14 protein-coding genes and 2 pseudogenes are annotated in these 14,060 nt (G+C 34.6%); 3 read left to right on the forward strand and 13 right to left on the reverse strand.

Going from position 1 to position 14,060, the window contains the following annotated elements:
* Positions 1-20 precede the first annotated feature (20 nt).
* The 10 genes and pseudogenes from aceB to AC1Q51_RS13335 form a co-directional block, all read right to left on the reverse strand.
* On the reverse strand, positions 21-1,610 hold the full coding sequence (gene aceB, locus AC1Q51_RS13290; protein ID WP_000107345.1) for a malate synthase A: 1,590 nt from the start codon (positions 1,608-1,610) through the stop codon (positions 21-23).
* 221 nt (positions 1,611-1,831) lie between these two features.
* On the reverse strand, positions 1,832-2,464 hold the full coding sequence (locus tag AC1Q51_RS13295; protein WP_098842153.1) for an S-layer homology domain-containing protein: 633 nt from the start codon (positions 2,462-2,464) through the stop codon (positions 1,832-1,834).
* A gap of 202 nt (positions 2,465-2,666) precedes the next feature.
* Positions 2,667-3,323 carry an S-layer homology domain-containing protein gene (locus AC1Q51_RS13300; RefSeq protein ID WP_141544084.1) on the reverse strand — a complete coding sequence of 219 codons (657 nt, stop codon included), beginning with the start codon at positions 3,321-3,323 and terminating at the stop codon, positions 2,667-2,669.
* Positions 3,324-3,603: 280 nt separating this feature from the next.
* A pseudogene (locus AC1Q51_RS13305) lies at positions 3,604-3,886 on the reverse strand (EamA family transporter); the annotation flags it as partial.
* Between the two features lie 62 nt (positions 3,887-3,948).
* Positions 3,949-4,902, reverse strand: coding sequence for a methyl-accepting chemotaxis protein (locus AC1Q51_RS13310; protein ID WP_411326792.1), 954 nt, complete (start codon positions 4,900-4,902; stop codon positions 3,949-3,951).
* Positions 4,897-5,676, reverse strand: a pseudogene (locus tag AC1Q51_RS13315) (MCP four helix bundle domain-containing protein); the annotation flags it as partial. The gene AC1Q51_RS13310 and the pseudogene AC1Q51_RS13315, both read right to left, overlap by 6 nt.
* Before the next feature lie 134 nt (positions 5,677-5,810).
* Positions 5,811-7,079, reverse strand: a complete 1,269-nt coding sequence (locus AC1Q51_RS13320; RefSeq protein WP_141493338.1) for a M48 family metallopeptidase — start codon at positions 7,077-7,079, stop codon at positions 5,811-5,813.
* Positions 7,080-7,307: 228 nt separating this feature from the next.
* Positions 7,308-7,607, reverse strand: coding sequence for a DUF2101 family protein (locus AC1Q51_RS13325; RefSeq protein WP_001006050.1), 300 nt, complete (start codon positions 7,605-7,607; stop codon positions 7,308-7,310).
* Positions 7,608-7,638: 31 nt separating this feature from the next.
* Positions 7,639-7,995: a hypothetical protein gene (locus AC1Q51_RS13330; RefSeq protein WP_000754329.1), complete on the reverse strand. Its 357-nt coding sequence runs from the start codon at positions 7,993-7,995 to the stop codon at positions 7,639-7,641.
* A gap of 1 nt (position 7,996) precedes the next feature.
* Positions 7,997-8,845: a CPBP family intramembrane glutamic endopeptidase gene (locus AC1Q51_RS13335; RefSeq protein WP_001067979.1), complete on the reverse strand. Its 849-nt coding sequence runs from the start codon at positions 8,843-8,845 to the stop codon at positions 7,997-7,999.
* A gap of 140 nt (positions 8,846-8,985) precedes the next feature.
* Between AC1Q51_RS13335 and AC1Q51_RS13340 the strand changes: the two genes are divergently transcribed.
* Entirely contained in the window at positions 8,986-9,690 is a 705-nt protein-coding gene (locus tag AC1Q51_RS13340; RefSeq protein WP_000285439.1) for a response regulator transcription factor, read from the forward strand.
* Between the two features lie 9 nt (positions 9,691-9,699).
* Positions 9,700-11,442, forward strand: a complete 1,743-nt coding sequence (locus AC1Q51_RS13345; RefSeq protein ID WP_061660112.1) for a sensor histidine kinase — start codon at positions 9,700-9,702, stop codon at positions 11,440-11,442.
* 242 nt (positions 11,443-11,684) lie between these two features.
* Here the strand turns inward: AC1Q51_RS13345 and AC1Q51_RS13350 are convergent, their stop codons facing one another.
* From AC1Q51_RS13350 to AC1Q51_RS13360, 3 genes are all read right to left on the reverse strand, one after another.
* Positions 11,685-11,837, reverse strand: coding sequence for a hypothetical protein (locus AC1Q51_RS13350; protein WP_000394943.1), 153 nt, complete (start codon positions 11,835-11,837; stop codon positions 11,685-11,687).
* Between the two features lie 269 nt (positions 11,838-12,106).
* On the reverse strand, positions 12,107-12,472 hold the full coding sequence (locus AC1Q51_RS13355; RefSeq protein ID WP_000473644.1) for a VOC family protein: 366 nt from the start codon (positions 12,470-12,472) through the stop codon (positions 12,107-12,109).
* Between the two features lie 60 nt (positions 12,473-12,532).
* The gene (locus tag AC1Q51_RS13360; RefSeq protein ID WP_000446842.1) at positions 12,533-13,435 is read right to left on the reverse strand and encodes an AraC family transcriptional regulator; all 903 of its coding nucleotides are present in this window, start codon (positions 13,433-13,435) and stop codon (positions 12,533-12,535) included.
* A gap of 137 nt (positions 13,436-13,572) precedes the next feature.
* On the opposite strand from AC1Q51_RS13360, the gene AC1Q51_RS13365 reads away from it, so the two are divergent.
* Positions 13,573-14,058 carry an RNA polymerase sigma factor gene (locus AC1Q51_RS13365; protein WP_000824004.1) on the forward strand — a complete coding sequence of 162 codons (486 nt, stop codon included), beginning with the start codon at positions 13,573-13,575 and terminating at the stop codon, positions 14,056-14,058.
* Positions 14,059-14,060: the final 2 nt, after the last annotated feature.

Raw genomic sequence — 14,060 nt, forward strand, 5'->3', positions numbered from 1 at the left:
TTCCATCCCCTTTTCATTTTTTATAAAATTTCATAACCCGGTAATGTTAAAAATGGTACGAATTCATCATTTCGAACGAGATTTGTAAACAAAGTTGTCGCCTCTTGGAATCTCCCTTTCTTAAAGGCTTCCTTACCAATCTCTCTTTCTATTTTTGCTAATTCTTCTTCTTTTAGCTCTTCCATTAATTCAAGCGTAATATTACGACCATCATTTAGTTTTCCACCTTCATGACGAATCCATTGCCATACTTGTGCTCTTGAAATTTCAGCAGTTGCCGCATCTTCCATTAAGTTATAAATGGGTGCTGCTCCCCGTCCGCTTAACCAAGATGCAATATATTGAATACCTACACTAATATTCATGCGAAGGCCCTCTTCTGTAATCGTTCCCACCGGTACCTCTAGTAAATCGTTTTCTGTTACACATATTTCTTCACGTTTTCTAAAAATTTGATTCGGTGTTTTCATAATGTGATTAAATACTTCCATTGCAACCGGTACAAGTCCAGGGTGGGCAACCCAGGTCCCGTCATGACCGTCTAAAGCTTCGCGCTCCTTATCAGCACGCACTTTTTCAAAAGCTGCTTCATTTGCTTCTGGATTATTTTTAATCGGAATTTGTGCCGCCATTCCTCCAATTGCTGGTGCATTACGGCGGTGACATGTTTGAATTACTTTCAAAGAATAGGAACGCATAAATGGTGCCGTCATCGTGACTTGTGCTCTATCTGGTAGTAAGAATTTATTATGATTACGGAAACTCTTTAAAAAGCTAAAAATATAATCCCATCTTCCGCAGTTTAAGCCAGCAGAATGATCTTTTAGCTCATACAAAATTTCATCCATTTCAAACGAAGCGTGAATCGTTTCCAGTAACACAGTTGCTTTAATCGTTCCATTTGGAATGCCGATATATTTTTGAGCAAATACGAATACATCATTCCATAATCTCGCTTCTAAATAACTTTCCATTTTCGGTAAGTAAAAGTATGGACCGCTCCCTTTTGCTAAAAGAGCTTTCGCATTATGGAAAAAGTACAAGCCGAAATCTACTAAGCTACCCGACATATTTTTCCCATCAACTTGCATATGCTTTTCCTCTAAATGCCATCCTCTTGGACGTACAATCAGTACAGCTGTTTTCTCATTTAATCTATATTCTTTCCCTTTATCATTTTCATGTGAAATCGTTCCCTTTACTGCATCTCGTAAGTTGATTTGACCTTCAACTGCATTTTCCCAAGTTGGTGAATTCGAATCTTCAAAATCCGCCATAAAAAGATGCGCTCCTGAATTTAAAGCGTTAATGACCATCTTTCTATCTACCGGTCCAGTAATCTCTACGCGGCGATCCTCTAAGTCTTTTGGCAGCTTGGCAATTGTCCAATCTGCTTCACGTATGTGTTTTGTTTCTTCTAGAAACTTCGGAAACTCCCCTGCATCAATTCTCTTTTGTTTTTCTACACGTTTTTGTAAAAGTTCTATTCGGCGCTCATTAAAATTCTCATGTAGTTCCTTCAAAAAACTAAGCACCTCAGGTGTCAATATTTCGTTGTACGCTGGTAACATTTCTCCAACGAGTGTAACCCGTGAAGTTTGCGTCGACATATTAGCATCCCCTTCTTAAACTGTTTTATAACAGATTTGATTTTATGTTTTATATTATATAACAAATCTTCAGAAAAGGAAGTTTTTTTTGAAAATTCACTTCATTTTTTTTTCAAAACGTCATTCTTTCGCGCTTTATTTCATACAAAAAAAGGCCGCTGTTATACAACAACGACCTTTTTGTATTATTTTTAAATTTCACTTTGACTAGTTAAACTTTATTACTGCCCTTGTTCCATATCATGCAATATTGCTCTATGTAAAAACTGTGCGTATTGTTCTCTCGTTACCTTCATAGACGGACCGAATTTACCTTCTCCGATTCCCATTGTAATACCATTTGTTTGTACTGCACTAATTGCATTCGTTGCCCATGAATTTGCTGAAACATCATTAAAGTTATGAGATCCCTTTGCCTGTAAGTCAAAAGCATTCGTAAGAACTTGTGCCATTTCCGCACGCGTTAACGTCGCCTTCGGCATAAAGTTTCCATTCTCGTCTCCCTGGAAAATTCCCATTTCCGTTAAATCCAATATATCCTCGATAAAGCTTGTTGAATTTTCATATTGTTCTTCCATATCAAACACACGGTAAACTAAAGCTGCAACTTGCTTACGTGTTACATTATCCCCAAAACCGAATATCCCATCGCCATATCCCAAAATAATTTCTTGTTCCGCTAAATTATGAATCGCCTCATATGCCCAATGTCCTTTTGGTACATCTTTAAATACAATTGTATTTGTTTTTTGCAACGGTGCACTTTCCGCTTTTACATTGTTACTCTCTGCTGAGAATAACACCCCACCCATAATTGTTAATGCTGTAGCTGTTTTTAATATTTTTTTGCTCATTGCATTTCCTCCCCAATATGTATATATTTTTTCCGACACATTTCGTGACGTTTTTGTGAATCATATTACACATCATGTCTTTTTTATGGGGTTGATTATAAAGCTTATGTATAACATTAAAAATACAAAAAAACGAATAATAATTCTTTTTTAAACAAACAAAAAAGCACAAATATTTCTATTTGTGCTTTCATATTTCACTCTATCTCCAATCCTCTTTCAAATGATAATTAATAATCGCATTATTAATAAACTGAGCATATTGTTCTCTAGGTACAGGGCGATTTAATTCATACATGCCATTCCCAGTTCCTCTTACAACATTATTAGATTGTAGCGCACTAATTGCATCTTCTGCCCAGTGGCCTTTTGGAATATCTTTAAATGTATGTTTTTGTTTCGTTTCAAAAGTAAATGCTCGTTTTAAAATGACAGCCATTTCCGCTCTAGATACTGGTGCTTTTGGTCTAAAGCTCCCTTGCCCATCCCCTGTAAAAACACCACGTTTTGTTAACGCCAAAATTTCCTTTTTAAAAGTTGTTGTACTATCAGAAACATCTTTATACGGATTCGCTACTGGCCCTTCTTCTTTTATCTCAAGTGTTCTGTAAATAGTCCCAGCTACTTGTTCACGTGTTATAAGATCACCAACACCATACTTCCCGTTTCCATACCCTAATATAATTTTATGATATGCTAAATCCATAATAGCATCATATGCCCAAAATCCGTATGGAACATCTTCAAACACAATCATTTGTGGATACTCTTCCGCTTTTACAGGCGTCACATTCGTCCCTGCAAATATACCTCCTGCCATTGTCGCAATCATCATTACACCCAATATTTTTTTCTTCATTATCCTCTCTCCCTATTTCATTCAAATAAAATGAATTTCATTGTTTCAGGAGTACTCTTTTTGGTGAATGTAAGATAAAATGCAAATCTTCTAGAAGAAATATTTCCACTACCTTTCTGCTTTATGCCTCCTTCTTTCTTTTTCAAAAAGGAAGTTGTCACCTCTAAGGTGTTATGTACTAAAACATTCTACAATCTCTTTATAAACTCCTTTTCACTTTACAACTTCCCTTTATTGGCGCGAAAAGGAGATACCTAATGGCGATTACTATATTCATGATTTATATTTCAGAGGTAGCATTCCCCTTCAATGATAACTCGCCTTCTCTTCCCTTGCGAAAAGTTAGTGCCATCCCTACAAATATAAGGACAATCCCTATTACTTGCATCTAAATCCGGTCTAATAGTTTGACAACAGCAGACACTAATACAGAAATAATTCTCGTCGATAAATCTCTTAAACTGTCAAAAAACAAGTAATATATAAATCTAGTATGTATAAGTCCTGTAGCTGTGATCATCGCCTTGAAAATGCCCGAAATCTACGAATAGTAATAATAAAAAAGCATCCTTTTTTATTAAAAGAGGATGCTTTTTTTTATATTTATTAACACTCAAATATGCTACTACTTTTGAAGAGTAAATTGGGCAACTATTTGTTTTAATTTTCCTGCCGCGTTATGCATATGTTCAATTGAAACCGAAATCTCTTGAACAGATTTTTCTTGCTGTTGAATAGACTCTTTTACCCTATCAGTTCGGTCAGATGATCTTTGGGAAATTTGAGCCATGTCTTCTGCAGAAGCCGAGATTTCCTCACTACTCGCTGCAATTTCATCTGTAGACATAGATACCGTTTGAATTTGCTCAGATACCTGCTGTACTTTTTCTGTAATTGTTCCAAATACTTTTTCTGTATGCATTACTACTTGTGTACCTGCCTGTACCTCATTATCTACTTTCCCCATCATATGTACCGTATGGTTCGTTGTTCCCATAACTTGAGTAATAAGATTCTCAATTTGTTTTGCAGAATCACTAGATTGTTCTGCTAATTTCCGCACTTCATCTGCCACAATTGCAAATCCTCTACCACTTTCACCAGCACGTGCAGCCTCAATTGCGGCGTTTAATGCTAATAAGTTAATCTGAGAGGTAATACCTTGCATAACATCAATGATTTTAACAATTTCTTCTGATTGTTCTTTCATAGTCTCTACTTGTTTCACACCGCTATGTACCGAATTTTGGATTGTATCCATCTGTTGAATCATTTGTTTCATTAATTTGTTACCACTCTCTGCATCTAATGCTGATTGAGCAGATAATTCATTTACAGAGGATGATGTATTGACTATACTCTGCATTCCTTGCGTCAACTCTTCCATCGCACCCGCAGTTTGTTCCATTGCTTGCATTTGACTCTCTGCACCATTTGCAACTTCTTCAATATCCATAGTGATTTTCTTCGCTGCACTACTAGATACTTCTGATGCAGATACTACTCCGTCTGCATGTTGGAATAAAAGCTGAATATTATTCTCTACTTCTTCCATATTTGTTCTTAGCCCTGCAATCATCTCGTTAAAATTACTTACTAATACACCTAATTCATCCTTAGCAGTATAATCACCATGTACGGTTAAATCTCCTTCTTTCGCTCTTTCCATCATACGACTAACCGTTTGTAAAGGAGCAACTATGAGCTTGCTAATAATATAACTTACTATACATATAACGATTGTAGTAACTACTACAAGAATGATAAAGGTAATAACGGAACGATCAATCATTTTTTGAGAATCTTTAAATACTTGGTCAGCTAAATTTGAAACATACGATTCTAGATCCACTGCATAACCAGCTAACTCTATTCCCTTCGGTTTTAATTCCTTCTGAAATTCATTTACCATTTGTGGCTCGTTTGTTGCCTTTGCCTTTTCAAATAATTTTTTATATGTATCTTTATAACTTGGCAAAGATTTCTTCATCTTCTGAAACAGTTCATCCTCTTGCTTACTTAAATTAAAACCATCATCATATTCTTTTAATAAAGAATCATATTTTTTAAGATCCTTTTCAATATTATCAATTATTCCCTCTTTATTTGCCACTTCATTTTGTGATACCGTAATTAATTCTAATAAATTATATTCTAGTGAATTTTGTGTGCGAAGCATTCCTTCTAATAAAATTGCAGAATATTGATAATCATCTACTACAACCTCTGTATCATGCTTAATCTTATTAATAGAACTAATTGCTACACTGCTTATAATTACCATACCTAAAACTGCTAATGAAATAAGCGCTAATAATTTATATTTCACTTTTAAATTTTGTAAAAAATACATTTTTTCACCTTTATTCCTTTATATATAGATTTTTAGAATTTTATAGCTTATTATTTACAAAATCGCAATAAAAAGCAATGATAAATATTCCCAATATGAAACTTATATCTCTATAAAAAAAAGTAGCATAATAGCTACTCCTTTTTTCTTTGTTTCTCATATTGTTCAAACGCATGAATTCTTTCAAAAATTGGTGGGTGCGTGTATAAGAAAAATTTCACTAACGCAGGCGGATTTACTTGGCTTAAACTTGTTTTTGATAAATATTGAAAAGTTTTCACACCAGATTTTCCGTCCTTCGTCATATTTAAAGCATATTGATCTGCCGCTCTTTCTTCTATACGTGAAACATAGTTTGTTGCTGGTTGTGCTGCAAAAGAGAGTACAGAAGAAATTAAGAAAAATAAAGGTAAAATGGAGAAACATGCTACTTTTGAAATTTGCAATGTATCTCCCCATTTGCGAATACACATATTTATAATACGACTAATTAAAAACATACCTATAAACGATAGCAATACATAACTTGCAACTCCAAAATATATATGCTTCATAACATAATGTCCCATTTCATGAGCCATGATAAATAAAATCTCTTTATCTTTTAACTGCTTAAGCGTTGTATCCCACATTACAATACGGGCGTTAGGGCCAATTCCTGTTACGTAAGCATTTAATGCATTCGTTTTTTCTGACATATTTACTTCATATACGTGTTTAGCAGGAATGTCCGCTTTGTCTGCTATCGCTAAAATTTTCGTTTCTAAATTTTTATTTTTCAGCGTCGAGAAGTCATTATACAGTGGATCAATAACGACAGGCTGTATGAATGTTAAAAAGATTGTAAATGGAACAGAGAGCGCCCACCCTGCTAGCCACCATCTCTTCGGAAATTTACGGATAAGCCATAATAGAACGGTAACTACGATTAACATAGTCGCATAACTTTCCCAAAAACCGATAACATGATCTTTAATCCAGCTTTGTGTACTTTGCGTTGAAATGCCGTAATCAACGGACACTTTCCGGCCAATCCATTGCATCGGTAAGGCAAGCACTGTTGTCAGTAATGATAAATAAAAGAAATAAATCGCAACTTGCAAGACACTTATTTTAGTCGTTTCCTTCGACCATTTCTCAAACTTTCTTGAAATACCTAGCACAAGTACAAATAATAAAATAATCCATTCAAGAGGCGTCGCTAAAAAGTATAGTAAATTTTTCACGCGCGAATAATCTTGGCTTAGCGTAAGCTCTCTAGCACTCATAAACGTTTCTGGATCTGCACTCGTTCCCTTATACATGTCCGGAATAAGTTCATGATTCCATCCAAATAAATACCAATATATAAGTAACGCAAATCCAACGTACAAAAAAAGCGACCAACCAATAACCTTCCTCACGCTATTCCCTCCTCTATGCTGCCTGTCTATTATTATTGTAAGTTCGTACACGCTAAATTAGAACAAGCTTATTATGTGAATTGCTCTGGATCTTTTTATTTACATAAAAAAACTCTTCTACATAAGAAGAGTTTTACCTATCTTTAAACACTTTCTTCGGTTCACAATCCGTACACTTACAAACCAACACGTACCCTACTTGCTTTTTAGATAAAATAAAAAGCCTCTTTAAGGAAGTACATCTATTAATAAACTAAAATCTTGTAAAGAGAAAGAACTATATTTCATAATACCTTGTACAGCTAAAAGTAAAACAAGACCGATCACACACATATAGTTAACGCTTTCTTCATTCTTTTTTTCAGTAACCACTCCACCACTTATACATAAAATCCCCAACAAATGGAGCGCTAAATACATGAAAAAATAAGCTTCCTCCCAGCGCAAAATAACATTCACTGTCGTTATTAACACTAGACTAAGTAAAATCAAATAAAAAAACTTATTTGATGATATCGTTTCATTCATATAATTTTATACATCCCTTTCAAATTTCGAATTAATGATGTTTCAAAGCTATAAAGTAAATGATTGTTTTTATACCATAAAACAAAAGGAAAGCCACCATTACTTTCTCGAATACTTTATGAATCCACATATACTTCTCTTCATTCTTTCTGAAGATGCACTTCATCATTTCTTCTACAATTAGACCAAATATTAGTAAAACCCCGAACACAATAAGAAGAGAAATAATATTTTCTTTTAAATGAGTACTAGAAAATAAGTAATACTCTGGAAACACAATCGTATCTACTACAGGTTGAAGCCAATGACAAACGCTTTTATCACACATATCTGTAATAGACGTAGCATCTATAATATCTTTTAATATTTTTTCAACCGTCTTCTTCATCTCATTTACTCCCCACTACATCTGAAAAGCTCTTTTCCTGCTCTGCATATATAACTGGCACTTCTTTACTCCAATATTTACGATTAACAAATAAAAAGATAAGTACTAAATTTAATCCTGTTATAAAAATAATAAGTCCAGGAAAGAATGTCGTGTAATTTGAGAAATCGGCAAAACTCATAATTTTTTCTCTACTTATTAAAAAAGACGCACCCATTACAAATGCATTGTTTAACATATGTATTGCAATTGGCATGAGTAAACTTTTCGTACGAATATATACGATTGATAATACGATGCTGAATATGGCTGCACCGAGGAAATCAACATGTAACAACGCAAACAATATTGCTACAACGATGGTCGCTATGCTCGTTCCCCATTTTGTTGCAAAACGTTGAAGTAAAAATCCGCGAAAAACAAACTCCCCGATAATTGGTGCGATGAATACGACCCTAATGACTTGATATACATATCCCCCAGTACTATCTATAATCGGTTCATGCAATGCATTCATAATAAAGTCCGGTGTAATCCATGCAAAACTATACATATACAAAATAAGATACCCGTAACTAAACATGCACAACATAACCGTAATGTATAAAACTTGCACCAAGTTAAATGTTTCATTTTTATTAACAAACAATGAAAATGAAATGCGATGCTTTCTATACTCATAAAAAATCCATATGATCGGAAGGATATAGAATATAAGGATATTTATAAAAGAAGAATTTTGTATATGAAATATACTTGTTAGCAAATCGCCACTACTTCTCGCTATTAAAATTAATAGTGCAAATACAATTAAAAAATATCTAGCTCGCATCACTTGAAACGGATTCACACTCATCTCCTCCCCTATGTTACTTTTATCATATCATTTGATTCTTAATTTTTTGCGAAAGAAAACCTTAAAATTTCCTTAAAAATTCCATAAGTTACAAAATGATGATATGATATTCGAGAAAATTAGGAGGGATTTTTATGTACCGAGCAAATATTTTACTTGTTGATGATGAAACAGCAATTTTACAATTACTAACTACCATTCTTGAAAAAGAAGGTTTTTCTCATATTACAACTGCAACATCAGCTGAAATAGCTTTATCTCTAACTAAGCAAAACAATTACGATTTAATTATTTTAGATGTAATGCTTCCTGGACAATCCGGTTTTGATATTTGTCCAATCATTCGCCAACAAACAGATTGTCCAATTTTCTTCCTATCAGCAAAAGCATCTGATTTAGATAAAATATCCGGATTTTCATACGGTGCGGATGATTATATTACGAAGCCCTTTAATCCATTAGAAGTAGTAGCACGTATGAAAGCACAGCTTCGGAGACATATGAAACAAACCGTACCACACGAACAAAAATCACACTCGATTTCATTTGGCAGATTTGAAATTGATCAGCACTCTGCAGAACTGACAGTGGATGGTCACATTGTCGAATGTTCCGCTCAACTCTTTCAACTACTACTCTTCTTTTGCGAGAATCCAAATTACGTATTTTCGAAAGAGGAAATATACGAAAAAGTTTGGGGAGCACCTGCCTATAATGGCGATGACAACACTGTTATGGTCCACATTCGAAAACTACGTGAAAAAATTGAACACGATCCAAGTAAACCAGAATATATAAAAACCGTTCGCGGGCTTGGTTATAAGTTCGTTACAAAGTAGGGTGACGATATGAATTTTAATAAACGACTTATTATTCAATTTATCATGCAACACGTTTTTGTTTTAGTTACATTACTTATCGCTGTAGTTGCTGCTTTTACTTATTTAATTTTTCTTCTTACTAGTACTTTATACGAACCTAATATTCCAGATTCTGATAGTTTTACAATTTCAAGATACATCTCTTCAGAAGATGGGCATATTTCGTTACAATCTGAAGTGCAAGATTTAATAAAGGAGAAAAATGATTGGCTCCAAGTTGTAGATGAAAACGGAAAAATCCTCTACCACTTTAATACACCAAATGATGTTCCGAATGCTTATACGAAGACATCTTTAGTCGCATATATACAACATCATATCGAAAGTAATTATAAATTTACATATTGGGAAATTGAATTAGAAGAAAAGAAAGTACTTGTTATTTATGGTGGTATGTTAAAAAGCAATGCGTTACTGACAGCAATTCAAAAGGATCACTCCTCTTTAACGATGGATTCGTTCACATTAACAGATCAAGAAAAACAGTTACTGTCTAAAGAAAAAGCAGCACTTCAAATATTTAATCAAAATGGCGAAGAGGTTTTTGCCTATCCAGCTGGAAAGAAAAAAACATTTTCAGCCATACAAATCGCCCTTAATGAAAAAGAACCGTGGAATCATAAAGAAAACACGTCTAGCTTTTACGATGCAAATAGTGGCAACCTTCTCGTTGTGACTGCGAAAAATGATCACTACTATCCAGATGACGAAATTGAAGATGTATTTACTAAGAAGTTTCTCATCGGATGCGGATTAATCCTTCTTATCGTGTTTGTTTATTTAGTCATTCTTTCTATTTGGTACGGTAATAAATTCGGGAAACCGTTATTACATGCGATGCGCTGGCTAAAAAATATCGCTGGTGGAAAGTATGAAGAACCTATTAGTAAAAAAGGAAAACCTGTCAGGTTCCGGCGATCTGGTAAAGAAAAATGGTCATTCCGTTTGTTTAGAGATGTAACAAGTTCACTAGAACACCTTTCTATTACACTCAAAAAAAATGATGCGATGAGGCAAGTACTCCAGCAAACACGAGAAGAATGGATTACCGGTCTAACGCATGATTTAAAAACACCACTTAGCTCTATATATGGCTACGCATTATTACTCGAATCGAATCAATATAACTGGACTGATCGTGATATTCAGCAATTTGGTAGTGTTATGAAAGAGAAATCTCAATATATGACGACATTAATTGATGATTTAAGCTTAACGTATCAATTAAAAAATAACAGCCTTCCTGCCCAACACGTAAACGTTGAAATCAATCAGTTCGTTCAAAAAGTATTATTGCAATTTATTAACAATCCAACACTCCAAAATCAAAATATTGAATTCGTACCGAGCTCAAATAAAATTCAATATTTCATTGAAGAAAAATGGTTTCAGCGTATTATCGAAAACTTACTCGTAAACGCGGTAAAACATAATAACGAAACAACTACTGTCATCGTAAAACTATCACAAAACGCTAATTCCTTTACACTCTCCATTTCAGATGACGGAAAAGGAATGGATGAAAAAACGAAAGAACTTCTATTTGAACGATATTACCGCGGAACAAACACAGAAGAAAGCAACATCGGAACTGGACTTGGCCTAGCCATTACAAAACAGCTCGTTCATGCTCATAACGGGACAATTTCCGTTGATAGTGCACTCGGAAATGGAACGACGATTATTCTTGTATTTCCGTTTCGTTCGTAGGAAAGATGCTATGTGGCGTCTTTTTTTCTTTTCTGGGAGAATTTTGCGGTAATTGAAATTATGTGAATCGTTTTTTCGAGACAAAGTAAAAATAAAACTATTAACAAATACATTTCTAAACTGTTATACTATAAATAGAAGTATAAACTAACTAAGTTTTGCATAAAATGAAGTAGACGAGGTGCTTCCAACACCCCGTCACTGCAACTAATTACCGCAAGGTGGAAGGTTGCAACTAAAGCTTATTTGCGCTTAGAAGACTTCCCACGCTTCGCAGGCAGACGGGTGGTCTTCTTTTTGCGCTTTTTTGCCGTTAATTTCTTAAATCCAAAAACTATACCTTCTCTAGCTATAGTTTTTGTAATTTCCAACAAAATTTGCAAAAGAAATTCCATACGATTACACCTCCTTTCTTCACAAAATGAAGAAAGGGCATAACCTTCCACCCGCAATATTTAATTGCTATTTTATTTTACCATTTTCATATGTATTACAGATAAAACAATACAAATTTAACAATCCACTTATAAAGTGAAACTTTAATCAGTGGAGGTTTTGTTCATCCCCCACTGATTATTAGCCCTCACCAATCGCGCTGCCCGGCAAATAGCGGGATAAAAATAACCCTTCATAACTCACTATGAAAGGTCACTCCATATTTCAGCTATTTCCCTACTAACACAAACACATTCTCATCAGGTGCTTCCATTACTGCAACATGTCCTGATTCTGTTGGAAATGGTTCGCGAATCCATTTTACATCTTTATTATCTTTTAAACTTTCATACGTTTGTTGTACATCTTCTACTAATACTTCGACTTCCGTAAAATTAATATCCGGATGATTGCTTATTACTAACTCTGAACTTTTCTCATCTGGAAACTTCAATCCTATTAACGTCCAAATAACCCCTTCTTCTAGTTCTCTTTCTATCATCCAGTTTTGCTTCATTCCCATTTCTTTATAGAAAGAAACTGATCTTTCTATATCTTTCGTATGTATAGATACACATTCTAGTTTTTTGAACATTTTCCCATTTCCCCCTTTATGAAAAAGCGAACCATCTCCCAACGATTCGCTCTTACCCTATTATTTTTTCTTCACCGGTATCCAAAGCTCTACTTGTGCAAACTCACTCTTATCTTCGTGGCAACGCTCATCGTACAGTTCAAACTCCGTAACACCGCAATGTTCATATCCTGAATGCGGGAACCATTCTGAGAATACTGCATTCCAAGTTTGGTGAATAGACGATACCATTTCTTCATGAGGAACTTTCGGCGTTGTAAATACTGCATATGTTGCTGCCGGGAAAGTACGCTTCGCAATTTCATTTGGTACATTTTCAAAGTCTGTAACTTCCATTCCGATAATGTAAGTGAAGTCTCCTGTTTCTAAATTAAAATCAGTACATAATCCAAGCTCTACCCATTGACTCGTATCTTTACGATTCGGAATCGTCGTTCCAAGATCTTTTTGTAAATATTCTTGCCAAAATACTGGAATGTCTTGATGGTTTTTCCCTTCTTTACTTGTCGTCTTCAATTCATAACCCGCCACTAAAAATTCTGGTTTATTTACAATACGATATTCCATTTGTATGCCCCCTAAATACGGATTTAATTTTCTTTGCTTTACATTCACTCTGTAATACATCGGTGTTTCGATTTCTTGTTTTCGATATTCACTCGGTGTCATTTGAAATAATTTTTTAAAGGCTCTCGTGAACGTTTCGTGAGATTGAAAGCCATGTTCAAACGCGATATCAATAACTTTTTCATCCGTATGAGAAAGTTGATAAGCTGCCCGGGCTAATCTCCGCTTTCGAACATACTCCATTACTGTATCACCTACTAATGCCTGAAATACACGATGAAAATGCGACTCAGAAAAACCTGCAATACGTGCTAAATTACGCAGCGTCTGTTTTTCCATTACATCTTCCTCAATATAATCAATTGACCTTTGAATTTGTGTTTCATAGCTTTCCATCTCTGTTCACCCGCCTTATATGTATTATGATAAAAGAGAACGCAATCCAATTCTTGACGTTTTTTACTATAATTCCATAAAAAATTGTAACTTTTTTATATGTATTTCGTTGTTATATATGAAGGGAGGGAAATGTAGTGAAACGCAAACAATCATTAGAAGAAATTTACTCAGAGCATATGCAAGATTTATTTCGCTATCTTCTCTCCCTAACCGGAGATTCCCACTATGCGGAAGATCTCATGCAAGAAACATTTTACCGAATGCTCGTCCATATTGACTATTATAAAGGAGAAGAAATTAGGCCGTGGTTATTTACAATTGCCTACAATGCCTTTATCGATTGGTATCGTAAAGAAAAGAAATATAAAACAACAGAAGTTGCAGAATTCCATTTACCAAACGTGCCAAGTACAGAACATGCATATTTCGTAAAACATGAGATTGCTAGTTGGTTAGACAGTTTATCTTCTCTTCCGCTCGAAAGACGAAATGCCCTGCTACTACGAGATTACTATGGATTCTCCTATAAGGAAATAGCAGAAATGACTGGTCTCTCATTAGCGAAAGTGAAAATTGAATTACACAGGGGACGAAAAGAAATGAAAAGCATAAAGGAGTGATA

Source organism: Bacillus sp. MT94 (assembly GCF_058792475.1).